This is a genomic window from Ensifer sp. Root127, from assembly GCF_001425225.1.
Lineage (GTDB): Bacteria > Pseudomonadota > Alphaproteobacteria > Rhizobiales > Rhizobiaceae > Ensifer > Ensifer canadensis.
In genome coordinates, this window is sequence record NZ_LMDX01000020.1 from 47,957 (window position 1) to 72,406 (window position 24,450).

Below are 24,450 nucleotides of genomic sequence, written 5' to 3' on the forward strand. Positions count from 1 at the left end.
TCCACGTCTCCGTCCGAACTGGAAACGCTCTATGGCCGCGCACGCTTACGAGCGGAACAGCCGCGAATGCAGGGTCTCGTGTCTGAGAGATGAAATATCGGCTGCGATCGTGGCCGAGCCAAGGTCTTCCAGCGATGCGGCGCTCGCCTTTCGCGCCACTGCAGCGATGGTCGGCTCAAGGGCTGCGATCAGCCCGACGCCGTCACGTTGGCCGGTGACGCCGCAGCGAATGGCCACCGATACGGCATTGGATACGGACGCATGCAGATAGGCGGCAATCGCCGGCTCGAGGCCTGTGGCGTGGGCACCCGCAACCGCACCGACGGCGACCGGATAGGCGGTTCTTTCTCCCAGCCGATCGAGCACGGTGTGCGGCCAATGCCGCGCTGCCGCCAGAAAGGCTTCGCCCTGCAGCATGGTTTCCATGTGCCGTTCGCAACTTGCCGCCATCGCCTCGGCAAGCTCGATCACGGATTGAAGCTGCACCGGCTCGCCGAAACCGCGATAGGCTTCGCCAAGCAGCACCGCATCGTTCCAGCCGGATCCGTGGCAAAGAAGCGTCTCCAGCCACAGCCGCAGGCTCTCGATATCGCTGACATGGCCATCGTGAACTGCCTGCTCCAACCCGTTCGAATAGGAGAAGGCGCCGACCGGGAAAGCCGGCGACAGCCAGGTCACGAGGCGAAGCAGCGCCTGCGTGTCGACCCGTTCAGCCATGGTGATGGTGGTGGCCGTGATCGTGGCCTCCGGCCGCGTGATAAGCGCCGCGCAGCGGATGGAACGGCTCGGAGATTTCGACGACCGCCGCCCCCAGCCCCTCAAGCATCGCCCGAATGACCGGATCGCGGGAAATCAGGATGCGGCCTGTCTCGATCTGCGCCGGGAGGTGGCGATTGCCCAGATGCCAGGCCAGTTCGACGAGATGCAACGGGTCGCGCGGACGGATCTCGTAAAGCGCTTCGGATGCCGCAACGATGCGGATATGACCGCCACCCTCGAGCACCAGCAGGTCGCCGTCGGCCAGCATCACCGCTTCCTTCAGGTCAAGCATGACGACATCGTCGTTTTCGAGATGCAGCAGCTTGCGGCGCAGATGCCGCGCATCGTGGGCCAAGGTGATGCTGTGCAACGGCGCCTCGTCCCTGGGTCCGGGCGAAAGTACCTCGGTCGACCGATAGGGCATCTCAGAGCACCTCGACCTTTTCCGGGTGCACGAGCTCGATGCGCGCTTCGACCAGCAGATCCGCCGTCGCGACCTGGAACGCCTTCAGATGCGGCTCGGCAAAATGGGCGTCGACCGCGGCCTTGTCCTTCCAGGTTTCGACAAACACCAGCGCGTCGGGATCGGCAGGCTTTTGATAGAGCTCGTAGCTGATGCAGCCTGCCTCCCGCCGCGTTCCTTCGATCAGGGGCTCGGCCAGCGTCAGGATTTCCACGCCCTTGCCCGGGTGCGCCGTCAGATATGCAATAATGTAAACCATTGAACCCTCGACATCTTTTCTGCCTGGCACTGTAGCAAGAAAAAACCCCGGCGCTAGCACCGGGGTTTCAAAAATCGATCCGTCGTCAGCCGGATCAGGCTGCGAGCTTCTGCGACTTCAGCGTCTCGAGAATGTTCTGCGGCGAGGAAACGCCGTAGGGATCGCTGTCGCAATTGTCGGAGTAGCCTTCCTCTTCGAACCACTGTTCGACGACACCGTTGTTGACAACGGCAGCATAGCGCCAGGAGCGCATGCCGAAGCCGAGATTATCCTTGGCGACGAGCATGCCCATCTTGCGGGTGAACTCGCCCGAGCCATCGGGGATCAGCTTGACGTTCTCGAGGCTCTGCGACTTGCCCCAGGCGTTCATCACGAAGGCGTCGTTGACCGAGATGCAGTAGATTTCGTCAACGCCTTCGGAGCGGAACTCGGCCGTCAGCTTTTCGAAGTCGGGCAGCTGGAAGGTCGAGCAGGTGGGCGTGAAGGCGCCCGGCAGCGAAAACAACACGACACGCTTGCCGGCGAAGTAATCGTCGGAGGAAACGTCGTGCCAACGGAACGGGTTGGAGCCGCCGACGGCTTCATCGCGAACGCGGGTGCGGAACGTTACGGAGGGTACTTTTCTGCCGAGCATGGTCATCTCCTTCAGTGCAGGCACTCGATTGCGAGCGGCCTTGGGAGAACAGTCGCGATCGAGGAAAATATCAGCTCGTTTCCTACCGGAAATTCCGCTGCGGTGCAGCACGAAAGGCGTCGATTCACACCCGCGCATGGCAGACATGCGACAAGCGCATGCCTGTGGCGATCCCGAACCGGCGCGGACAATGTCTCAGTTGTGTAGCCGCAGGGACAGGCCAAGAGTGGAAGGCAAGGGATTCCAGAACCCCGTCTGCAGTCCGGCTTCTCTCAATGCCCGCGCCGTCCAGGTGTTGCATCCAAACAGTGCATTGAAGCTGCCCTCCGCCTCAAAGAAGCGGTCGGCATAACCATAGGAAAAGCCCTCGATCGGAAAGACGGCGCCGCCGTTCCTGGCAAAGCTTCCGGAGATGAACGTCATCAGCTTCTCGAACTCGGCGCGCTTGAGGTCAACGCTCGTAACCGACGGCTGGGGTTCGACGATCGCCCCGGCAATATCGACATGCATAACGGAACGGTCGAGCGCCAGCGCCCTCAAGACCGGCATTGGCTTCAGCTCCGACCATGTCGGCGTTTCCAGGTAGAACGAGCGGCCACCCCAGCCGAAGATCAGCCATCGCGCCTCCGGGTGATCCAGAGGCACGCCTGCCTCGCCGGCGAAGGCAAACCGCGTCCGCGTCTCGTCATTGAGGGGAATGGCGATATCGGTGTGGATCGGACTGGCGAGGATCAGGACGCGTTCGCCGGCAACAGCCGGCTCAACCGCAGCGGCCGTGGCCGTCTTCGGCAACAGCGGTCGCGGCACGACCATCCCGAGGACGACTGCCAGGACAAGACCCGACACCCCGTAGGCGGTCCACTTGAAGGCCCGCCAGCTACCGCTTTTTCGAGACAAAATCGTTTGCCGCTCAGAACAGGAAATAACGCTGCGCCATCGGCAGAACCGTCGCCGGCTCGCAGGTGAGGAGCTCGCCATCGGCCCGCACTTCGTAGGTCTCCGGATCGACCTCGACATGCGGCGTCAGGTTGTTGTGGATCATCGATGCCTTGCCGATGCCGCCGCGGGTGTTCTTGACGGCGACGAGCTGTTTGGCAACGCCGAGCCTGGCCGCCAACCCGCCATCGAGCGAGGCCTGCGAGACGAAGGTGACGGAGGAGTTCGTGCGGCTCTTGCCATAGGCGCCGAACATCGGCCGGTAGTGCACCGGCTGCGGCGTCGGGATCGAGGCGTTGGGGTCGCCCATCGGTGCTGCGGCGATCGTTCCGCCGATCAGCACCATGTCGGGCTTGACGCCGAAGAAAGCCGGTTTCCAGAGGACGAGGTCGGCGCGCTTGCCGACTTCGAGCGAACCGATCTCATGGCTGAGGCCATGGGCGATCGCCGGGTTGATGGTGTATTTGGCGATATAGCGTTTGACCCGGAAATTGTCGTTGTCGCCGGTTTCCTGCGGCAGCGCGCCGCGCTGGCGCTTCATCTTGTCGGCCGTCTGCCAGGTGCGGATCGCCACCTCGCCGACGCGGCCCATCGCCTGGCTATCGGACGAGATGATCGAGAACGCACCGATATCGTGCAGGATGTCTTCGGCGGCGATCGTCTCCTTACGGATCCGGCTTTCGGCAAAGGCGATATCCTCGGGGATCGACGGCGACAGGTGATGGCAGACCATCAGCATATCCAGGTGCTCGGCCAGCGTGTTCTTGGTGTAGGGTCGGGTCGGGTTGGTCGACGACGGAATGACGTTCGGCTGGCCGCAGATCTTGATGATATCCGGCGCATGGCCGCCACCCGCCCCTTCCGTGTGGAAGGCATGGATCGTGCGGCCCTTGATCGCCGCGATCGTGTCCTCGACGAAACCGCTCTCGTTCAACGTGTCGGTGTGGATCATCACCTGCACATCGTACTCGTCGGCAACACCAAGGCAGCAGTCGACGGCAGCCGGCGTCGAGCCCCAATCCTCGTGCAGCTTCAGCGAGGTCGCGCCCGCAAGCACCATCTCGACCAGCGCGGCGGGCAGCGAGGCATTGCCCTTGCCGGCAAAGGCAAGGTTCATCGGGAAGGCGTCCGCAGCCTCGATCATGCGGGCGAGATGCCAGGGCCCGGGCGTGCAGGTGGTCGCGAGCGTGCCATGCGCCGGCCCCGTGCCGCCGCCGAGCATGCAGGTGAGCCCGCTCATCAGCGCTTCCTCGATCTGCTGCGGGCAGATGAAGTGGATATGGCTGTCCATGCCGCCGGCGGTGACGATCTTGCCCTCGCCGGCGATCACCTCGGTGCCCGGACCGACGATGATCGTCACGCCAGGCTGCATATCGGGATTGCCGGCCTTGCCGATCGCCGCGATGCGCCCGTCCTTCAGCCCGATATCCGCCTTGACGATGCCCCAGTGGTCGACGATCAGCGCGTTGGTGATCACGGTGTCGACCGCACCCGCCGCTCGCGTCACCTGGCTTTGGCCCATGCCGTCGCGGATCACCTTGCCGCCGCCGAACTTCACTTCTTCGCCATAGGTGGTGAAATCCTTCTCCACCTCGATGAACAGTTCCGTGTCGGCCAGCCGAACCTTGTCGCCGACCGTCGGGCCGAACATGTTGGCATAGGCCGCGCGCGACATTTTGTAGGGCATGGGTTCAGGCTCCTTGGGACAAGTCTGAAGAAGAAGGGGAAAGACGGCGAAGACGGCCCTCGGCCGCAAGTGCGTCGACGTACCGGCGCTCGGCGGCAAAGGGATGCCACTCCCAACCGACATGGCCGAAGCCAGCCAGAACGACCAGATCGTCGGCCGATGCAAAACCGGAAAGCACGTCGGCAATCACGACCATGCCGCTCGACGGCACGACATAAGGCGTGGGCGCGAACCGCGACAGATCCCGGTCCAGCTGCTCGTGCGCTGCGAGGGGGACGACCCGATGCACCCGGCCGGTCGCCGTTGTAAAACTCTCGAAACCGCAAGTGTAGTCGTCGCAGAAGTCGTCGAGATCCGGATGCGTTTCGGCCAGTGCCGCGCGCATGCCGGCAAACTTTTCAGCCGACCGAACGCTCCAGATCTCGCGTGCCTGCCGCACGGCGGCGCTGTTCTTCCAGCGCCCGCCACCAAGCATGGCAAGCGCCGGCCGGCCAGTATTGCAGACGGCGACGATATCGGTCCTCGCCCCGCCGGTGCCGACAGAACGGCAATCGTTGAAACGAATGACGACATCGGCCGTATCGATCGTTGCCGCAGCGCCTTCCGGCACTTCTCCATTCCCCACGATCATGATGGTGCGGCCAGACATCAGCGCTAGTTTTCCGTGGGCTCGAGCAGCTCTTTGAGTTCCGTGGTGCGGGCCGCAGTCAGCTGCGCCAGGCAGCCGGATACCAGCATCGGCTCCATCGATCCGCCGCGCGCTTCGAAGCCGGCAAGCTCGCACTGGCCGTCGCGGTAGCCGATCCAGGCGCGCTGCGCCTTCTTCAACGCCTCCTCCGCGCCGACATAGTCGGCGCTGATGTCACCCAGTTCCTTGTCCTTGGCCCGCATCGCCGCAACGGTCTGCTTGTAGACCGTGTTGAGTTCAGCGTCGGCCGCCTCATAATCCTTGTTGGAGCAGATGTTCATATCCGCCTGCGTCATTGCATTGGCGCAATCGACATCATCCTCCTGCGCCAGCGCGGGCATGGCCGCCAGCAGCAAGGCGCTCGCGATAAGCGTCGTTCGCATCATCATGCTCAAAGCTTTCCCATGACCTGCTGGCGGAAACCAAAAACCTCGCGCTTGCCCGAAAGCGGGATGAGCGTGACCTGTCTTTTCTGTCCCGGCTCGAAGCGGACGGCGGTGCCTGCGGGAATGTCCAGTCGTTTGCCATGGGCGGCACTGCGATCGAAGTCGAGCCCGGCATTGGTCTCGGCAAAGTGATAGTGGCTGCCGACCTGCACCGGCCGGTCGCCGGTATTGGAGACCTCGATCGTCACCGTCTCAAGCCCGTGGTTGAGTTCGATATCGCCGCTTGCGGCAATGATTTCCCCTGGGATCATCTGAGTTCCCTCTCCCTTGTCAGGCCGCGTCGACGTCGGCGCAGCCGAGCGGCTTCAGCACCCGTTCGGTCGATGCCGGATATTTCACAAGCAGCGCGGCCGGGCGTACCGGGCGCCGGGTAAACTCGCCGCCGCAGTTCGGGCAGGTGCCACCGAGCGTGCCTTCGACACAATCGACGCAAAAGGTGCACTCGAAGGTGCAGATCATCGCGTCGCGGCTCTCTGGCGGCAGATCCTTGTCGCAGCATTCGCAGTTCGGACGCAGTGCCAACATGTCTCAGCCTCCTCAGCGGATCGGTTCGTGCACAGTGACGAGCTTGGTACCGTCAGGGAAGGTCGCCTCCACCTGGATGTCGTGGATCATCTCCGCGATCCCCTCCATCACCTGTGCACGGGTGATCACATGGGCGCCCGCCTCCATCAGCTCCGCGACCGATCGGCCGTCACGCGCACCTTCGACAACGAAGTCAGTAATCAGCGCGATCGCCTCTGGATGATTAAGCTTGAGTCCGCGCTCCAGGCGGCGGCGGGCAACCATCGCAGCCATGGAAATCAACAGCTTGTCCTTTTCGCGCGGGGTAAGATTCATGCGTCGCCACCGGTTTGATTGTGGATTAGAGGACCCAGACTTTCGGCACTGTCTCTTGCTTGCGCAAGTGCGAAATGACCGGGATGAGGATTTTTCTGAGCGAGAAGCCGTCCGCGGCAGCAAAGCGCGCAACCAGCTTGTCGCGACCACCGAGCTTGATGTGGCTGACGCCCGCCCCCACTTGCGTTTCGAGGAGTGCGCGCAGCCGCGGCAGCAGCAATTCACAATCCGGTCCGGTGTAGAACAGCGTCGCAAATGCCACGCTGCCGCCGAGCACTGCAGTCCGGGCGACAAGAGCGGCGATATCATCGGCAAAGGTCAGGTTTTCGGCATGCAACAGCCGGCCGCCGACGCGAATGCGCCAGCGATCTCGCAAGAGGCCTGTCTGCATCGCTTCGCCCATCGCCTTGCGGCCGAGCAGCACGGCCTCGACGGCAAGGAACGTCGCGCCGTCCTCGAGCTCGACATCGAGCGAGCGTGTCAGCGATGCGCGGTCGAACAGGATCGTCTCCTGCGGCAGCCAATCGACGCGTGCGCCAGCCGCCACGTCGATGCGTGTCGTGACATCGACCGTGCCGGCACTCGCCTTGTAGATCTTCTCGCAGGCCTGCGTGGTGACGGTGAGCTCGGTCGCCGCACCGGCCTCGATCTCCCAGAGCATGCGGTCGCCGCCGGTGAGCCCACCCGACGAGTTGATCAGCACGGCTTCCATCGAAGTATCGAAGGTTTTCGGCAGCCGAATCTTTGCGCAGCCTTCCTGGTAAAGCTCGGCAACGCGCGTTTGACCGACGGCCACTTTCGCGACCAGTCGTCCTTTTCCGAACGCCCGCTGCGGGGCGATGATAGCCGCATTGCTCATGTTCATCGGCCGACATCGTCGGCATCCCGAGGCGCCAAGTCAAGCTATTGTTTTGCAAAGAAAATCGGCAAGGTGATTGCTTTATGGGCAGCGTTTGCCCATCAAACAGCCACCATCTCAGGCGACCCTATCCGGCGGCTCTCGCCCCTCGAAGAAGGCGGTGATGTTGTCGACCACCTTCATGCCCATCGCGACGCGTGTCTCCTCGGTCGCGCTGCCGAGATGCGGCAGCAGAACGACATTTTCGAGCGCCCGCAGGCCCTCCGGCACATTCGGTTCCGCCTCGAAAACATCGAGGCCGGCGCCTTTGATCACTCCGTTCTTCAGCGCCTCGATCAACGCCGGCTCGTCGACCACATCGCCGCGCGCGGTGTTGACGAGATAGGCGCCCTTTTTCATCATCGCCAGCCGCTCGGCATTGATGAGGTGCCGGTTCTCGCCACCGCCGGGGCAGTGCAACGAGACGAAATCCGCAATCGCAAGCACCTCGTCGACGGTACCGAGCTGGCGCGCGCCATAGCGTGCGGCTTCCGCCGCATCGACACGCGAGCGGTTGTAGAACACCACCTCCATGTCGAACCCGAAATGGCAGCGTTTTGCCATCGCCTTGCCGATGCGGCCGAAACCGATGATCCCCAGCGTCTTGCCGGTCACCTTGCTGCCAATCATGTGGGTCGGCCGCCAGCCGGTCCATTCGCCGGCCCTGATCTGACGCTCCCCTTCGCCCGCACGCCGCGCGACGGCAAGCAGCAGCGTCATGGCGATATCGGCAGTGCAATCGGTCAGAACGCCGGGCGTGTTGGTAACGGCGATGTTTGCGGCCTTGGCGGCGGCAACATCGATGTGGTTGTAACCGACACCATAGTTGCCGAGGATCTTTGCCCTGATGTCGCCGCCGTCGAACAGGCTTGCCGGCAGGCGGTCGGAGACCGTCGGCAGCACCGCGTCAAAGCCGCGCAGCGCCTTTGCCAGCTGATCGGCCGACATCGGTACGTCGCTCTCGTTCAAGACGCCATCAAACCGCTCGGCCAGCACGCGCTCCACCGCTTCGGGCCAACGGCGGGTGACGAGAATGCGCGGCTTGGAACTCATGGGACAACCTCTAAAAACAGAATCGTTCGGCGATAGTGCACGAAATGACGGCGAGAGACAGCCCGCGCGGCCCAACGAAAGAGGCCCGGTGCAATGCCTTGCCGAGGCGAAGTCCGACGAGAATCATCGCCATCCCCGTTAACACCCGTCCAGAAACAAAAAGCCCGGCGATCGCTCGCCGGGCTTTCGAAGTTCTGACGTGGTTCAACGAACCTCGAAGCGAGATTTACTCGTTTTCGAAGTAGCTGTACTTGCCGTCTTCACCCTTCTTCCAGGTGTACATGACGTAGTCCGGACGGGTGATGTCGCCCTTTTCGTCATAGCCGAGTTCGCCAATTGCGGTCTTGAACGGGCCTTTGGCCTTGATCGCTTCGGCAACGGCCTGCGGATCGGTCGTGCCGCCAGCCTTGGCAGCTTCGGCGACAACCTGCAGAGCAGCGTAGGCGTAGAGCGTGTAGGCTTCCGGTTCGAAGCCGGCGGCGCGGAACTTCTCGACGAGTTCCTTGGCAGCCGGGTTCTTGCGCGGATCCGGAGCAAACGTCATCAGCGTGCCGTCAACAGCGTCGCCTGCGATCGAGGCCAGTTCGTTCGAAACGATACCGTCGCCCGACATCAGGGTAGCCTTGAGGCCCTGGTCCTTCATCTGGCGCATGATCAGGCCAGCTTCGGTGTGCAGACCGCCGTAGTAGACGATCGAGACGCCGGCTTCCTTCATCTTGGCGATGAGGGCCGAGAAGTCCTTGTCGCNGCATGATCAGGCCAGCTTCGGTGTGCAGACCGCCGTAGTAGACGATCGAGACGCCGGCTTCCTTCATCTTGGCGATGAGGGCCGAGAAGTCCTTGTCGCCGGTGTTGATGCCTTCATAGAGGGCTTCATTGAGGCCGGCTTCGTTCATCGACTTCTTGGTTTCGTCGGCAAGGCCCTGACCATAAGGGGTCTTGTCGTGAATGACGGCGATCTTGGCGTCCTTGTGGTTGGCGGCAAGGAAGGCGCCGGCAACTGCGCCCTGCTGGTCGTCACGACCGCAAGTGCGGAAGGTGTTCCAGAGGCCGCGCTCGGTGAACTGCGGGTTGGTGGAAGCCGGCGTTACCTGGAGAATGCCGTTTTCGGCATAGACTTCCGAAGCCGGGATGGACACGCCCGAGTTGAAGTGGCCGACAACGAACTTCACGCCGTCAGCGACGAACTTGTTGGCGACCGAAACGCCCTGCTTGGCGTCGGAAACGTCGTCGCCGAGTACAACCTTGATCTGTTCCCCATTGATACCGCCGGCAGCATTGATGTCTGCAGCAGCCTGTTCGGCACCTTTCTGCAGCTGTGCACCGAACGCAGCGTTCGGGCCGGTCAGCGGGCCAGCAACGCCAACGAGAATATCAGCCCATGCGGTGCCGCTGAAAGCGACCATTGCCGACAGCGCAACGGCCGACAGAAGAGACTTTTTCATTTTGTTACTCCCAATTATCCGAGCGGGTCTCGTTACCAACCTGCGCAATGCCCACCGTAATTCGCGCCGGTATTTCTTTCGCACCGGCCGCGGCGGCCGGCGCGCGCTGTTCCCATTATTTGGCTTTCCAGGAGAAAGGCGAAGCCTTCTCATAGAGCCAATAGTAGTTATTGGTCATTTGCTTGGTCCGGTAGTACCGGAAACCTGCGGTAGCAAACAACAAAAGTACGACCGTGTCCACGATATAGTAATGCAGACTGAACATCGTACCTCCGAACAGGGCGTGGTGCACGAAGCGGATCCCAAGCCCCAGCAGCGCCACATAGACGAAGAGGCGCGGAAGCTCCTCCCAGCCCTCGGCGACGCTCTTTCCCGTTCTCCACGCGGTCCAGCCGCCCAGAACACAGGTGATGAAAAGAAACTGCCAGACCGACACTTCTTCGTAGAGAATACCCTGCATGTCACAAACTCCAGATGCGGCGCATCAATGGCGGCCGCCTTCGAGATAGGCCGCGCGGACTTCCGGATTGGCGAGCAGTTCCTTGCCCGAGCCGCTCATCGTCACGCGGCCGTTGACCANCATCAATGGCGGCCGCCTTCGAGATAGGCCGCGCGGACTTCCGGATTGGCGAGCAGTTCCTTGCCCGAGCCGCTCATCGTCACGCGGCCGTTGACCATCACGTAACCGCGGTCGGAAAGCTTCAAGGCGCCGAACGCATTCTGCTCGACGAGGAACACGGTCAGTCCCTCTTCCTTGTTCAGCTTCTTGATGGCTTCGAAGATGCCCTTAACGATCAGCGGCGCCAGGCCGAGCGATGGCTCGTCCAGCAAAAGGAGCTTCGGGCGCGCCATCAGCGCGCGGGCGATCGACAGCATCTGCTGCTCGCCGCCCGAAAGCGTACCGCCGCGTTGAGCCTGGCGCTCCTTAAGTCGCGGGAACAGCGAGAACACCTTCTCGGCGTCCTCGTTGAAATGTTTGAGGTTGTCGAGGCTTGCGCCCATCTGCAGGTTTTCGAATACGGTCATGCGCGGAAAAATGCGACGGCCTTCCGGCGACTGCGCGATGCGAAGACGCGCGATCTCGTGCGTCGGCATGCGGGTAATTTCCTCACCTTCGAACATGACCGCGCCGGTGCGCGCCTGCGGGCTGCCGCAGATCGTCATCATCAGCGTCGACTTGCCAGCGCCGTTGGCGCCGATCAGGCAGACGATTTCACCGCGATGCACTTCGACGTCGACGCCGTTCAGCGCCCGGATATTGCCGTAGTAGGTCTCGACGGCCTTTACTTGCAGCAGAGGCGCGCTCATGGCTTGGATCCTCCCTGTCCGCCTTCGATTTCCTCGATTTCTTCGATCACCTCTTCGACCTCTTCATCCTCGACACCCAGATAGGCCGCAATGACCCTCGGATCGTTCTTCACGAAATCCGGGTTGCCGTCGGAAATCTTCTGACCGTATTCCAAAACGACCACGTGGTCGGAAATCTCCATCACCACCGACATGTCGTGCTCGATCAACAGGATCGAGGTGCCGGTTTCGCCGCGGATACCCTGCAGCAACTCGTTGAGCGCCAGCGATTCACGCGGATTGAGACCGGCTGCCGGCTCGTCAAGGCATAGGAGTTCCGGTCCGGTGCACATGGCGCGGGCGATTTCGAGCCGCCGCTGGGCGCCATAGGGCAGATCGCCGGCCGGGTCGTCGGCACGATCGACCAGCGACGCCTTTTCCAGCCAATGGCGGGCAAATTCGATCGATTCTTTCGAGGCCTGCTTGTAGGCGGGAAAGCCGAGCAGTCCGAGGAAGGTATAGCCCGACGCCTGCATCAGCTTGTTGTGCTGTGCGACCAGCAGGTTTTCCAGCACCGTCAGGCCGGAGAACATCCGGATGTTCTGGAAGGTGCGCGCGACCTTGGCGTGCTTGGTGATCTCGAAATCCGGCAGGCGCTCCAGCAGATATTCCTTACCGGANACCGGAGAACATCCGGATGTTCTGGAAGGTGCGCGCGACCTTGGCGTGCTTGGTGATCTCGAAATCCGGCAGGCGCTCCAGCAGATATTCCTTACCGGACTTCTGCTTCATGGTGATCATGCCCATGGTCGGCTTGTAGAAGCCGGTGATGCAGTTGAACACCGTGGTCTTGCCGGCTCCGTTCGGGCCGATCAGCGCGGTGATGTCACCGCGATAGGCTTCGAAGGAGAAGTCGTTGATGGCCATGAGACCGCCGAAGCGCATCGACAGGTGCTCAACCGAGAGAATGGGATCTTTTGTCATTGTCGTTGTCTCGAGGGCCATCAGCCATGCCCTTCCTTGGTGAAGCTGCCGGAGATCGCCTTGCGTTCGCGCAGGAACGCTGTCGGCTCACGCGAGCCGACAAAACCGCGCGGCTTCCAGACCATCACGACGACCATCGCCAGGCCGAAGATCAGCATACGGTAGAGTTCAGGCGTGAAGTCCGGTCCGAAGATCGCCTTCAGGAAGGAAAGCTCGCGCAGGATTTCCGTGCCGCCGATCATCGCCACCGCGGCGATGGCGATACCGGTGAGCGAACCCATGCCACCGAGAACAACGATCGCCAGAATGACCGCGGATTCGAGGAACACGAAGGATTCCGGCGAGACGAAACCCTGGCGCACGGCGAAGAACGAACCTGCGATGCCGCCGAACATGGCGCCCGTTGCAAAGGCGGTAAGCTTTGTCGTGACCGTGTTGATGCCGAGCGAGCGGCAGGCGATCTCGTCCTCGCGCAGCGCTTCCCAGGCGCGGCCGATCGGCATCCGGCGAAGGCGGATGGTGACGAAGGCCGTCAGCATGCAAAGGCCAAGGATCAAATAGAACAGGAAGATCTTGTAGTAGGCCGACGACATGGGGAGCCCCATCATCGCTGCAAAACCATCCTTGGAAGCGTCGAACTTGATGCCGAACAGGGTCGCCTTGGCGATGCCGGAGACGCCGAACGTTCCCTTGGTCACTTCGGTCCAGTTTATGAGGACAAGCCGTATGATTTCCCCGAAGGCGAGCGTGACGATCGCCAGGTAGTCACCCCTTAGCCGCAAGACCGGGAATCCGAGGACCATGCCCCAGCAGGCCGAGAGAATACCGGCAACCGGCAGCAGAACCCAGAAGGAGAGCCCGAAATAAGTCGACAGCAGCGCGTAGGAATAGGCACCCACCGCGTAGAAGGCGACATAGCCGAGGTCCAGCAGACCTGCCAGGCCGACGACGATGTTGAGGCCCCAGGCGAGCATCACGTAGATCAGGATCTGGACGCCGAAATTGTCGACCCACTTCAGCGAGCCCTGCGCACCGACGAGCGCCACGATCACAGGCGGATAGAGAACGAGCGCAATGATCGCGATCTTCGAGAAATTGCGCTTGAAGAAGCTCTCTTCCCTAACGACCTCCTCCGCTTCGGCCTTGGCGGCCTTGCGGCGCGCCATTGCCGGCTGGATATAGGCGACCATCAGGAACCGGCCGACGGCGGCGACGATCACGAAGATCGCAAGCAGACCCCAGCGCTGGTTGAGGACCAGCTCGTTGCGAATGTTCTGGTCGCTCTTCAGGCCGACGAACAAGACGAAGAGGCCGAGAGAGATAAGGCCCGCGAAGACAGCCTCGCGCAGGGCCCGCGCCGTCAGATCACTGCCGGCGCTTGCAGATGTAGAAGCAATGTTTGCCATTGATTTATACCTTCTCGACTTCCGGTCGTCCGAGTATGCCAGACGGCTTGAAGATCAGGACGATTGCGAGAATGGAGAACGTCGCAACATCCTTGTAGTCGATAGTGAAATAAGCGGACCAGAGGGACTCGATGAGGCCGATCAGCAACCCGCCGAGAACAGCGCCCGGCAAGGAGCCGATGCCGCCAAGAACAGCTGCAGTAAAGGCCTTGACCCCCGGAACAAATCCGTCGGTGAAGACGACCACACCATAATACATCAAGTACATGGTGCCGGCGACAGCAGCGAGCGCTGCGCCCATGATGAAGGTCACCGAGATGGTACGGTCGACGTCAACACCCAGGAGGGCCGCCATCTTGCGGTCCTGTTCCGTTGCGCGCTGAGCGCGCCCGAGCGGCGTCTTGTTGACGATGTACCAGAACACGGACAACAGGATCGCCGTGATGATGATGATGATGATCTGCTTCAGCGAGATCGTGATGCCCAACACCTCGTAAACCGAGGAAACGAGCGGCGGGATCGGCTTGTTGCGCGGTCCCTGCGTCACCTGGATGAAGTTCGACAGGGCGATCGACATGCCGATTGCCGTGATTAGCGGAGCCAGGCGGAACGAACCGCGTAGCGGCCGGTAAGCCACCCGCTCGATGGTCCAGTTCCAGAGCGCCGCCGTCAGCATGCCGACGATCATCATCAGCAACAGGGCAAGTACAACCGGTATGCCAGCCATGAATGTTGTGAGAAGCAGAAAGACAATCAAAGCGGCAAAACCGCCGAGCATGAAGATATCGCCGTGGGCGAAGTTGATCATGCCAATGATGCCGTAGACCATGGTATAACCAATTGCGATCATACCATAAATAGACCCAAGAGTCAGCCCATTGACGAGCTGCTGGACGAAATACTCCATCAATCTTCCCCTGGACCAGATCCATAAGGTCCGGTCTCTTGTTTTTTGAGCTCATTGTTGAGCGTTCTGTTGATCGATTCCATACCTCTTTCAAACGAAAAGAAAAGCTAAAAAACGTGGGAGCGGCAAAATCTTCGCCTATAAAATCGATTTGACGCTTTTGAAGTCATAAAAAACAAAAAAAATGCACGTCTCGCCTGGGGAATAGTCAACTTTAGTCTAAAACCGCGTGCAATCCGGCCTGTGGATGAATCGGCAAGCAACAAGACCAGCTCGCCGATTTGCCTCCCGTCAACCACGCATGCGCTCACCGTTTGCGTCGAACAATGGGTAGGGTTGCAACCGCGCCGGCAGGATCTCACCGAGCAGTTCGATCGCCCAGCCTGCCTCTTCATCAGCGATCTCCTTGGGCACGTAACCAAGCGCCACCGACACCCCGCTGGCGTGGGCATAGCCGCCGGATGTCACCCAACCGCGCACCGCGCCGTCGAAATAGATCGGTTCGTCGCCGATGACATCGGCATCGCGCGTCTCGAGCAGGAAGGTGCGCAGACGAAGCTGTCCGCCTTCTGCCTTCTCGCGCATTGCCGCCGCCTTTCCGATGAAACCCGCCGGTTTACCGAGCGCCACAAACCTGCCAAGGCCGGCCTCCAGCGGACCGTAGAGCGGCCGAAACTCGCGCGACCAGCTGCCGAACGATTTTTCGACCCTGAGGGCATTGAGGGCGCGAAGGCCAAACAGCCGGATGCCGAAGGCCGCACCCTTTTCCAGGATCAGATCGAACAGGTAGCGCTGGTATTCCGGCTTCATCCAGATCTCGTAGCCGACGTCACCGGTATAGCTGACCCGACCGACGATCGCCGGCGCCATACCGAGATTCATCCGGCGAATATCCATGAACGCAAAGGCCTTATCACCGACGTCGAGATGGGTCAGCGCCGCCAGCACGTCCCGCGCCTTCGGCCCGGCGATCGACAGCCCGACAAGCTCCAGCTTCAACGGACGGATCGAGACCGAGCCATTCTCTGGCAGGTGCGCCTCGAACCAGCGCATATGATAATCCTCGGCGATGCCGGAGCCGATGAGGAGGAAATCCTGTTCACCGAGCTTGGCGAGCGTGAAGTCGCCGATCAGCTTGCCATCGTCTTTCAGCATCGGCGCCAGCGACATCCGCCCCACAGCCGGGATACGGCAGGCGAGCATCCCATCGAGCCAGGCTTCCGCCCCCGCCCCCTTGATCTCGTATTTGGCAAAGCCGGAGGTTTCCATCAGCCCGACAGCGGCGCGCACCGCGCGGGCTTCGTCGCCGACCGTGTCGAAATCGGTCGAGCGGCGCCAGGAGAAGTGATCCTCGACACCGGCAGGTGCAAACCACAGCGGCGTTTCCAGGCCATAGGAAGCACCGAACACGGCACCGGCCGCCTTCAACCGGTCATAGATCGGCGTCGTGAGCAGCGGCCGTGCGGCCGGCAGCTCCTCGTTCGGATAACGGATGGAAAAACGGCGCGAATAGTTCTCGCGCACCTTGGCGTTGGTATAGGCAAGCGTGGCGAAATCGCCATAACGCGCCACGTCCATGGCAAAGACGTCGAAGCCGGGATCGCCGTCTATCATCCAGTTGGCAAGCGCCAGGCCGACGCCGCCGCCCTGGCTGAAGCCGGCCATGACGGCACAAGCCGACCAGAAATTGCGCAGCCCCCGCACCGGCCCGACCAGCGGGTTTCCATCCGGCGAAAAGGTGAAGGGCCCGTTGATGACCTTCTTGATGCCGGCTCTGTTGAAGGCCGGGAAATGCCGGAAGCCGACCTCGAGTTCCGGCGAGATGCGGTCGATGTCCTCGGCCAGCAGCTCATGGCCGAAATCCCAGGGTGTCGTCACCGGCGACCAGGGGCGGCAGGCTTTCTCATAGGTGCCCATCAACATGCCATTGCGCTCTTGGCGCAAGTAAATCTCGCCATCGAAATCGACACAGTGCATCAGCTCCTTGCCGCGCGTCTGGTTGAACTCGATGACCTCGGGCATATCTTCGGTGATGAGATACATATGCTCCATCGCCAGAACGGGCAGCTCCAGCCCGACCATGCGGCCGACCTCGCGCGCCCAGAGGCCCGCGGCGTTGACCACATGCTCTGCAATGATTTCGCCCTGATTGGTGATGACGCGCCAGGATCCGTCCTCGCGCTGCACGAGATCCTCGACCTTTGTGTGCAGATAGATCTCGGCCCCATTCTTCTTGGCCGACTTGGCATAGGCATGGGTCGTTCCATAGGGATCGAGATGGCCCTCGACCGGGTCGAACACCGCGCCAACGAACTGATCTGGATCCAGCAGCGGCATCAGGTCGTGCGCTTCCTTGGGCGTCAGCAGCTCGGCCTCGAGCCCCATGTAGCGGCCCTTGGCGAGGATCGACTTCATCCAGTCGAAACGCTCCTTGGTCGCGGCCAGCATCATGCCCGACGTCATGTGCAGGCCGATGTCCTGGCCGGAATATTCCTCGATCTCCTTGTAGAGTTCGACGGTGTATTTCTGCAGCTTGGCGACGTTGGGGTCGCCGTTGATCGTGTGCATGCCACCGGCGGCATGCCAGGTCGAACCGGAGGTCAGCTCCGATCGCTCCAGCAGCACCACGTCGGTCCAGCCGAACTTCGTGAGATGGTAGAGGATCGAGCAACCGACAACGCCGCCACCGATCACGACGACTCTGGCATGGCTTTTCATGCGCACACTCCGCTTTCCCGCGCATCCGGGCGAAGCGCGGCTCAGTTTTCAGGAAGAAAGGGTCAGGCACGACTACCGCCCACCCGGTCTGTTCAGGCACGGGAACAGCGTGCGGCGAGCAGGGCAAAGCCTAGTCAGAAAGATGGCCGCGTTAAAGACGTGGCTGCGAAGAACGCTTGTCCGTTTCCGCCATCTGCTGGCGGGTTGGCGACCCAAATGCGGCATTCGATGCCGCATTTGATTTTAGTCGGAAAAAGCGGCCGAAAGGTCGAACGCGCGGCCCATCGCCATCAGGTCGTCGAAGAGCGATTCGGCAAAGCTGCGCGAAACGATCAACTCGAATGCGTTCTCGCCGGTGCGCGCCAGGTTGATGCCGATATGGCCGCAAAGCACATTGGTGCTGCCACCCAGTGCGAAGGCCGCAGGGTGGAGATCGACGCCGATGCCCTTGGCCAGGATCTGCCGCACGGACGGCCCGGAGAGGCGCAACAGAACGCGGCCGTCGCTCTGGTCGACGACATGCGCCTGCGTGCCACACAGCATATCGAGACGGCGCATGAGCCCGACTGGCGTATCGACCTGCGACACCACCAGCCACTCGCCGGGTCCGCAATAACGCAACGACAGGTCGGGTGTCGACGAAAGCGCCCGTTGTACCGCCGCTTCAAGTCCGACATGGGCGAGCACAGTCGCGATTGCCTGCCAATGGCCGACCTCGAGGTGATCCGCATTCGCGGGCTTCGGGGTGCCGCGCAGCTTCTGGTCGAGCGCATGGCGGTTGTTGTAGTCGCGAACCATCACCGCCTCCTCAGGCTTTCAGCTTCTTGTTTTCGGGATCGACGAACGCCGGGTCGCAGACCTCGGCGATGACCTCGTGATCGCGCAGCTTGTCCCAGACGACGATCTTTTCGCCGTAGCGCTCGCGCCCGGACTTGAGGAAGGCAAGCGCGATGTGCTGCCCCAAAACCGGCGAATAGCCGGCGGAGCTGACCCAGCCCTGATCGTTGAGCGTCGACGGCTTCATGCCTTCTTTCAGAAGATGAGCGCCGGCACGCATGTCCTTGTCCTTGTCCACCGGCCTCAGCCCGACAAGCTGCATACGGTCTGCCGCCGTCAGGCCGTAGCGTGCGGACAGATGTTTGCCGATAAAATCGGGTTTCTGCGCCGAAAACATGCGCCCAAGCCCGGCATCGTCGGGTGTCACGCGGCCGTCGAATTCCGCATGAGTCAGAAGCCCCTTTTCAAGCCGCAGCACGTTCAATGCCTCGACACCGTAGGCGCAGATATCATGCGCTCGCCCGGCCTCCATGATCTGCTCGGCAACCGCTTCACCGTAACCGGCGGGAACGGCAAGTTCGAAGGCCAATTCGCCGGAAAATGAGATGCGGAACAGCCGGGCGTGGATGCCGCCGCGAAGCGCCGTTGCGCGTGCCGACAGGAACGGGAAAGCCGTTTCCGAGATATCCTCGTCGACCAGTTGCTGCAGCACATCGCGCGCCTTCGGGCCGGCAATCGCCATCTGCGCCCACTGATCGCTTGACGAGCAGAACCTGACCTTGAGATCGGGCCACAGCACCTGCGCGCAATAATCGATGTGGGACATGACCGCGCCGGCCATGGCAGTGGTCGTCGTCACGAAGAAGTGGTCCTCCGCCAGCCGGCTCACGGTGCCGTCGTCGAAGACGAAGCCGTCCTCGCGCAGCATCAATCCGTAACGGGCCTTGCCGACCGGCAGCTTCAGCATGGCGTTGCAATAGAGCCGGTTGAGAAACTCCGCCGCGTCAGCTCCGAAAACCTCGATCTTGCCGAGCGTCGACACATCGCAGAGCCCGACATTGGCGCGAACATTGAGGACCTCGCGGTCGACGCTTTCGCGCCAGGTCTTTTCGCCGGCGCGCGGGAACCAGGCCGAGCGGAACCAGAGGCCGGAATCGACGAAGGTCGCGCCGTGCTTCTTCGCCCATTCGTGTAGCGGCGACTTGCGGGTCGGCGTCGCGTGGCTGTCGCGGGATGTCCCCGCCAGCGCACCGAAGGAGACCGGCGTGTAGAACGGCCGGAACGTGGTCGTGCCGACCTCGGCCGGACTCACCCCACGCATGCCGGCGAGAATGCCGACCGCATTGATATTGGAAAGCTTGCCCTGGTCGGTCGCCATGCCGCTGGTGGTATAGCGTTTGGCGTGCTCCACATGGCCGAAACCCTCGCGCAGCGCGAGACCGAGATCCTTCGCGTGCACATCGTTCTGGAAATCCACGAAGGCCTTCGACTTGGCGCCGGGCACATACCATACAGCAGCAAACGAAGGTTCAACCTCGGGCTCAGTCACCGGCAGCAGTGCTGCGGCCGCGTTGAAGCCAAGCTCTGAGGCAATCGCAGTCGCCTTCTCGGCACCGTCGCGCAGGCAGCCGGCAAGCGTGTAGACACCATTGGCCGCTCCAGCGACCCGAAGGGCATTGCCGACATCGGGTGCTGCGAATGCGTTAAGGGTATCCGACCACACCGGCCGAGCGCCGCGCTGGCAGGCGAGATGAATGACCGGGCTCCAACCACCGGACATGCCAAGCGCATCGCAGGCGATCAGTTCCTCAAAGCCCGAGCGCTCGACGACGATGCCCGACAGCCGCCTCCTGCCCCTGGTGTCGACGATCGAGCCGGAGCGGATCACCCGCACGCCATCGGGTGCGACATCGTTGGTCTCCGGTCGGCTGTCGATGATAGTCGAAACCGCAACGCCCTTCGCCGACAGGTCGCGAGCCGTGCGATAGCCGCTGCTGCCGCTGGTGAAGATTGCAACCGACTTGCCGGCAGAAACGCCATAACGCTTAGCGTAGGTCGAAACGGCGCCGGCCATCATCACGCCGGGGCGATCATTGCCGCCAAACACCAGCGGCCGCTCTTCAGCGCCGGTCGCCAGCAGAGCGCGCTTGGCGGCAATGCGCCACACGCGTTCGGTCGGCAGCTTGGTCGATGGCTCGGCCACATGTTTCTGCACGCGCTCGACCGCACCGAAGACATTGTCGTCATACCAGCCGAAGACCGTGGTGCGCGGCAGAAGCGTGACGTTTTCGAGTGACTTCAGTTCAGCGACGGCACGATCTGCAAACGCGGGCGCCGACGCACCGTCAACCGTTTCGGTTTCCGACAGCAGCGATCCGCCGAGGCGAAAATCCTCATCCGCCAGGATAACGCGAAGCCCGGCGCGACCGGCCGTCAAGGCGGCCATCAGACCCGCCGGTCCGCCGCCGACGACGAGCAAATCGCAGAAGGCCCAGGATTTTTCATAGCTCTCGGGGTCGCGTTCCAGCACCGCCCGCCCGAGACCGGCGGCCCGCCGGATCACCGGCTCATAAAGCTTTTCCCAGAGCTGGCGGGGCCACATGAAGGTCTTGTAGTAGAAGCCGGCGCCGAGAAACGGCGAAAGCAGGCCGTTGACCGCGCAGACATCGAACCCGAGCGATGGCCAGCGGTTCTGGCTCTTCGCCGTCAAGCCGGCATAGAGCTCGGCGACCGTCGCCTTGGTATTCGGATCGCTGCGGGCGCCCGAACCAAGGGTCACGAGCGCGTTCGGCTCCGACGGCCCGGCACTGACGATGCCGCGCGGCCGGTGGTACTTGAAGCTGCGGCCGACCAGCATCTGGTCGTTGGCAAGCAAGGCAGAGGCAAGCGTATCGCCGGCAAAGCCGCGCAGCGGGTTGCCGTCGAAGGTGAAGCTCAGCACTTTGCTGCGATCGACAAGACCGCCGGCGGACAGGCGATAAGCGGTCATCGCTGCGCCTCACGCGCCGCGGCCGCACCGTCGACAGCCGAATAGACCTCATGGGTGACCGTGTCGCGTTCGACAACCAGGAACCGGCGACAGCCGGCAACATGATGCCAATGTTCTACCGTTCGGCCGCGTGGGTTGGCGCGCACATAGACATAGTCATGCCAGGCTTCATCCGAGGCTGAAGGCGCCGGCCGAATGACCGACGCATCGCCACGGATTGCGAACTCTTCCTTCGGGCGGACCCCGCAATGGGGACAGGTGATCAGGCTTGCCATTGTCTTCCGTATCCTGGAGCCTCAACACAGCTCCCTCAATATTCCTGGTCAGCCGGATGGTCGTCATCCGGCTCGCGCCGATCTAGAGCGCCGTGCGTTCAGATGAACGCACAAAGGACGCTCTAGCACTTTGATTCTAGAGCATCTTATCCGCTTTCAGTGATTCCACTTGAAAGCGGTTGGGCTGCGGCCCGGCCCCTGCCTCGTCGACCGCATAGCCCCGCGCGAAACGATCGAGCCGCAGGGCGCGCGCCACCGGGTGGGTGTCGTTCCTGGCGATGAGATGCGCGAAACAGTAGCCCGAGGCCGGCGTCGCCTTGAAGCCGCCGTAGCACCAACCGCAATTGAGGTAGAGGTTGTCGATCGAGGTGCGGTCGATGATCGGCGATCCATCCATGCTCATGTCCATGACACCGCCCCAGGCGCGCAGCACCCGGACGCGCGACAGGCCGGGGATCATCGACACCCCCTCCTCCATCACATGTTCGGCCGTCGCTAGATTACCGCGCTGGGCATAGGAGGAGTAACCGTCGATCTCGGCGCCGAAGACCAGTCCGCCCTTGTCCGACTGCGAGATATAGAAGTGTCCGCCGCCATAGACGATCACGTGATCGATGCACGGCTTCAGCCCCTCGGTCACGAAGGCCTGCAGCACGTGGCTTTCGAGCGGCAGCTTCAGGTCGGCCATCTCGCCGACGCGCGAGGAGTTGCCGGCCGCTGCCAGCGCCAGCTTGCCGCAACCGATGAAGCCCTTTGACGTTTCCACCCCGGTGACGACGCCATTCTCGCGGCGAATGCCGGTCACCTCGCAATGCTCGATGATGTCGACGCCGTGCTGGTCCGCCCCGCGCGCATAACCCCAGGCGACGGCGTCATGGCGGGCGGTGCCCGCGCGCCGCTGCAGGAGGCCCCCGAGGATCGGGTAGCGCGCATGATCATAATTGAGGAAGGGGATCATCTTCTTCAGTTGTTCGCGCTCGATCAACTCGGCCGCAACCCCTTCCATCCACATCGCGTTGCCGCGCCTGACATAGGCGTCGCGCTGGGCGTCGCTGTGGTAAAGCATGATGACGCCGCGCTGGGAGAGCATGACGTTGTAGTTCAGGTCCTGCTCAAGCCCTTCCCAGAGCTTCATCGAGAATTCGTAGAAGGGTTCGTTGCCGGGCAGCATGTAATTGGAGCGCACGATCGTGGTGTTGCGGCCGACATTGCCCGATCCGAGATAGCCCTTTTCGAGCACCGCGACGTTCTTCACGCCGAATTCCTTGGCGAGATAGTAGGCGGTCGCAAGACCATGGCCGCCGCCACCGACAATGATTACGTCATAATGGGATTTCGGCTGAGGCTGTCGCCATTGCGGTTTCCAGTTCAGGTTTCCGGAAAGGGCGTTCCTGACGATCGAGTATGCGGAATAACGCATGAAGTCATCCAGTTCAGTTGCGTCGGCACATTTGCACAGCCGGCGCGAGGAGCAAAGATGCAAGCTTCTCGCAGCTGCAAAAATCAAGCCGGCCATTTGCCGCAAGGCACGAAAACTCGCGTAACCGGCGCCTGCGACACGACATTTCGTAGGAACCGTCTAAAACTATGGGCAACTTCTGTCGTTGAGTGTGGTATGGCCCGACAAAGGCCCGAAAGACGACAGGCAATGCTCGACATTCTGCAAAAATCCGCGATCGCCGCCGGGCGCGCCATCCTCGACATCTACAACGCCGGCCCGGCAGTGACCTACAAGCCCGACTGTTCGCCCGTGACGGACGCCGACGCGTGTGCGGAGCGCATCATCCTGGCCGATCTTGCCGCCGCCTTTCCTGACATTCCCGTCGTGGCTGAGGAATCGGTCGCGGCCGGCTCCATCCCCGACATCTCAGGCAAGTCATTCTTTCTCGTCGACCCGCTCGACGGCACCAAGGAATTCATCGGCCGCCACAACGACTTCACCGTCAACATCGCGTTGATCGAAAACGGCGCGCCAGTTGCCGGCGTCGTCTACGCTCCGGCACTCGGCATCCTCTACGCCGCCGCCGGCGGCAAGGCACTGAAAGCAGTGGTCTCCGAAGCCTTTCACGTCGGACCTGAAACCGTGATCGGCTGTCGCAGTCGCGGCGATCGGCTGGTGGCGCTTGCGAGCCGCTCGCACAACAGTGCCGAGACCGTTGCCTATCTCGCCGAACATGGGATCACCGACTACGAGGCCGTCGGCTCCTCGCTCAAGTTCTGCCTGCTGGCCGACGGCCTTGCCGACGTCTACCCGCGCTTCAGCCGTACGATGGAGTGGGACACGGCCGCCGGCGATGCCATCCTGCGCGCGGCCGGCGGCGAGACGCTGACGATGGAAGGCACGCCGCTCACCTATGGCAAACGCAATCAGACGAGCGACAGCGATTTTGCCAATCCCTGGTTCGTCTCCCGCGGCAAGACCTGAGGCCGGAATCGGCCAGAACGAGCGTCATTACGATATGGACGTGAGACCGGTAACGCCTCGCCGCCACGCGATGTCATTTCACCATCGCCACCGCCGCTCTCAGCCGGTGGCTTGATGCAGAACCCGGCGAGATTAAGAGACCGAGGCTACGGCTCTAGCCGCCTCACCGCCTGGTGGCCGTGGCGATCAGGTTGCCGATCGAACTCTCGTTGAATGGCTTGTCGATCCTTGGGATACCCCGCAGATGCGCCGGGAAGATCTCCGCGTCGCCGTAGCCGCTGGTAAAGCCGAAACACAAGCCGCGGGCGAGGATCGCATCCGCTACCGCAAAGCTGGTCTCATCCTCGAGATTGACGTCGAGGATGATGAAATCGAACGACTGGGCGGCAATCAGCTTCATCGCCTGATCGGCGTTGGCGGCGATCTGGACATCGCTGATACCCATCGATTTCAGGATTTCTTCGGCATCCATCGCGATGATGAAATTGTCTTCCAGAACGAGCACTGTTCTGATCGACGGTGGAATCTCGATCGTTGGCATTCGGTCCACCTTTCGCGAGAACCATGCGCCGGC

General features: G+C 62.0%; 26 protein-coding genes and 3 pseudogenes. 1 reads left to right on the forward strand and 28 read right to left on the reverse strand.

The features are described 5' to 3' along the window. Positions 1-45: 45 nt before the first annotated feature. From ASD03_RS21265 to ASD03_RS21385, 27 genes and pseudogenes are all read right to left on the reverse strand, one after another. Positions 46-717 carry an urease accessory protein UreF gene (locus tag ASD03_RS21265; RefSeq protein WP_025428129.1) on the reverse strand — a complete coding sequence of 224 codons (672 nt, stop codon included), beginning with the start codon at positions 715-717 and terminating at the stop codon, positions 46-48. After that, entirely contained in the window at positions 710-1,183 is a 474-nt protein-coding gene (ureE, locus tag ASD03_RS21270) for an urease accessory protein UreE (RefSeq protein ID WP_025428130.1), read from the reverse strand. Before ureE ends, ASD03_RS21265 begins: the two co-directional genes overlap by 8 nt. Position 1,184: 1 nt before the next feature. Further along, positions 1,185-1,481, reverse strand: coding sequence for a putative quinol monooxygenase (locus ASD03_RS21275; RefSeq protein ID WP_025428131.1), 297 nt, complete (start codon positions 1,479-1,481; stop codon positions 1,185-1,187). Positions 1,482-1,575: 94 nt separating this feature from the next. Next, positions 1,576-2,115 carry a peroxiredoxin gene (locus tag ASD03_RS21280; RefSeq protein ID WP_025428132.1) on the reverse strand — a complete coding sequence of 180 codons (540 nt, stop codon included), beginning with the start codon at positions 2,113-2,115 and terminating at the stop codon, positions 1,576-1,578. Positions 2,116-2,310: 195 nt separating this feature from the next. Next, positions 2,311-2,961, reverse strand: a complete 651-nt coding sequence (locus tag ASD03_RS21285; RefSeq protein WP_038577388.1) for a TIGR02117 family protein — start codon at positions 2,959-2,961, stop codon at positions 2,311-2,313. 64 nt (positions 2,962-3,025) lie between these two features. Further along, positions 3,026-4,738, reverse strand: a complete 1,713-nt coding sequence (ureC, locus tag ASD03_RS21290) for an urease subunit alpha (protein ID WP_057206528.1) — start codon at positions 4,736-4,738, stop codon at positions 3,026-3,028. A gap of 4 nt (positions 4,739-4,742) precedes the next feature. Beyond that, positions 4,743-5,390 (reverse strand): hypothetical protein, encoded by a 648-nt coding sequence (locus ASD03_RS21295; RefSeq protein WP_025428135.1) that lies wholly within the window; start codon positions 5,388-5,390, stop codon positions 4,743-4,745. A 2-nt stretch (positions 5,391-5,392) separates the two neighbouring features. Continuing rightward, positions 5,393-5,809 (reverse strand): lysozyme inhibitor LprI family protein, encoded by a 417-nt coding sequence (locus tag ASD03_RS21300; RefSeq protein ID WP_025428136.1) that lies wholly within the window; start codon positions 5,807-5,809, stop codon positions 5,393-5,395. Between the two features lie 8 nt (positions 5,810-5,817). Next, the gene (locus tag ASD03_RS21305; RefSeq protein ID WP_025428137.1) at positions 5,818-6,123 is read right to left on the reverse strand and encodes an urease subunit beta; all 306 of its coding nucleotides are present in this window, start codon (positions 6,121-6,123) and stop codon (positions 5,818-5,820) included. 19 nt (positions 6,124-6,142) lie between these two features. After that, a complete protein-coding gene (locus ASD03_RS21310; protein WP_025428138.1) occupies positions 6,143-6,397 on the reverse strand; it encodes a DUF1272 domain-containing protein in 255 nt (84 codons plus the stop codon). Between the two features lie 12 nt (positions 6,398-6,409). Then, entirely contained in the window at positions 6,410-6,712 is a 303-nt protein-coding gene (locus ASD03_RS21315; RefSeq protein ID WP_057216125.1) for an urease subunit gamma, read from the reverse strand. A gap of 25 nt (positions 6,713-6,737) precedes the next feature. After that, on the reverse strand, positions 6,738-7,571 hold the full coding sequence (locus tag ASD03_RS21320) for an urease accessory protein UreD (protein WP_025428140.1): 834 nt from the start codon (positions 7,569-7,571) through the stop codon (positions 6,738-6,740). A 117-nt stretch (positions 7,572-7,688) separates the two neighbouring features. Further along, positions 7,689-8,663 carry a D-glycerate dehydrogenase gene (locus tag ASD03_RS21325; RefSeq protein WP_057216127.1) on the reverse strand — a complete coding sequence of 325 codons (975 nt, stop codon included), beginning with the start codon at positions 8,661-8,663 and terminating at the stop codon, positions 7,689-7,691. Between the two features lie 226 nt (positions 8,664-8,889). Continuing rightward, positions 8,890-9,410, reverse strand: a 521-nt coding sequence (locus ASD03_RS40700) for a branched-chain amino acid ABC transporter substrate-binding protein (RefSeq protein ID WP_244494678.1), incomplete at its 5' end; no start/stop codon positions are given. Between the two features lies 1 nt (position 9,411). Beyond that, positions 9,412-10,108 (reverse strand): annotated as a pseudogene (locus tag ASD03_RS40705) (branched-chain amino acid ABC transporter substrate-binding protein); the annotation flags it as partial. 115 nt (positions 10,109-10,223) lie between these two features. Then, complete coding sequence (locus ASD03_RS21340) at positions 10,224-10,568, reverse strand: DUF6867 family protein (RefSeq protein ID WP_025428143.1); 345 nt, start codon at positions 10,566-10,568, stop codon at positions 10,224-10,226. A 24-nt stretch (positions 10,569-10,592) separates the two neighbouring features. Beyond that, positions 10,593-10,687 (reverse strand): annotated as a pseudogene (locus ASD03_RS39220) (ABC transporter ATP-binding protein); the annotation flags it as partial. A gap of 3 nt (positions 10,688-10,690) precedes the next feature. Beyond that, positions 10,691-11,416 (reverse strand): ABC transporter ATP-binding protein, encoded by a 726-nt coding sequence (locus ASD03_RS21345; RefSeq protein WP_025428144.1) that lies wholly within the window; start codon positions 11,414-11,416, stop codon positions 10,691-10,693. Next, positions 11,413-12,075 (reverse strand): ABC transporter ATP-binding protein (locus tag ASD03_RS21350; RefSeq protein WP_156408037.1); only part of this gene is annotated, 663 nt, incomplete at its 5' end. The genes ASD03_RS21350 and ASD03_RS21345, both read right to left, overlap by 4 nt. A gap of 1 nt (position 12,076) precedes the next feature. Next, positions 12,077-12,400, reverse strand: a pseudogene (locus ASD03_RS39225) (ATP-binding cassette domain-containing protein); the annotation flags it as partial. Next, a complete protein-coding gene (gene livM / locus ASD03_RS21355) occupies positions 12,400-13,785 on the reverse strand; it encodes a high-affinity branched-chain amino acid ABC transporter permease LivM (protein ID WP_025428146.1) in 1,386 nt (461 codons plus the stop codon). The gene livM and the pseudogene ASD03_RS39225, both read right to left, overlap by 1 nt. Positions 13,786-13,789: 4 nt before the next feature. Then, entirely contained in the window at positions 13,790-14,692 is a 903-nt protein-coding gene (locus ASD03_RS21360) for a branched-chain amino acid ABC transporter permease (RefSeq protein ID WP_057206532.1), read from the reverse strand. Positions 14,693-14,983: 291 nt separating this feature from the next. Then, positions 14,984-17,410, reverse strand: a complete 2,427-nt coding sequence (locus tag ASD03_RS21365; RefSeq protein WP_057216132.1) for an FAD-dependent oxidoreductase — start codon at positions 17,408-17,410, stop codon at positions 14,984-14,986. A gap of 243 nt (positions 17,411-17,653) precedes the next feature. Further along, positions 17,654-18,208, reverse strand: coding sequence for a sarcosine oxidase subunit gamma family protein (locus ASD03_RS21370; RefSeq protein ID WP_025428149.1), 555 nt, complete (start codon positions 18,206-18,208; stop codon positions 17,654-17,656). Between the two features lie 10 nt (positions 18,209-18,218). Then, on the reverse strand, positions 18,219-21,176 hold the full coding sequence (locus ASD03_RS21375; RefSeq protein ID WP_057216136.1) for a sarcosine oxidase subunit alpha family protein: 2,958 nt from the start codon (positions 21,174-21,176) through the stop codon (positions 18,219-18,221). Then, positions 21,173-21,451: a sarcosine oxidase subunit delta gene (locus ASD03_RS21380; protein WP_025428151.1), complete on the reverse strand. Its 279-nt coding sequence runs from the start codon at positions 21,449-21,451 to the stop codon at positions 21,173-21,175. The genes ASD03_RS21375 and ASD03_RS21380 overlap by 4 nt, the downstream gene beginning before the upstream one ends. 136 nt (positions 21,452-21,587) lie before the next feature. Then, complete coding sequence (locus tag ASD03_RS21385; protein WP_057216138.1) at positions 21,588-22,871, reverse strand: sarcosine oxidase subunit beta family protein; 1,284 nt, start codon at positions 22,869-22,871, stop codon at positions 21,588-21,590. 228 nt (positions 22,872-23,099) lie between these two features. Here ASD03_RS21385 and cysQ point away from each other — a divergent pair, with 228 nt between their 5' ends. Further along, a complete protein-coding gene (gene cysQ / locus ASD03_RS21390; RefSeq protein ID WP_025428153.1) occupies positions 23,100-23,876 on the forward strand; it encodes a 3'(2'),5'-bisphosphate nucleotidase CysQ in 777 nt (258 codons plus the stop codon). 163 nt (positions 23,877-24,039) lie between these two features. Here the strand turns inward: cysQ and ASD03_RS21395 are convergent, their stop codons facing one another. Then, positions 24,040-24,417 (reverse strand): response regulator, encoded by a 378-nt coding sequence (locus ASD03_RS21395; protein ID WP_025428154.1) that lies wholly within the window; start codon positions 24,415-24,417, stop codon positions 24,040-24,042. Positions 24,418-24,450 lie beyond the last annotated feature (33 nt).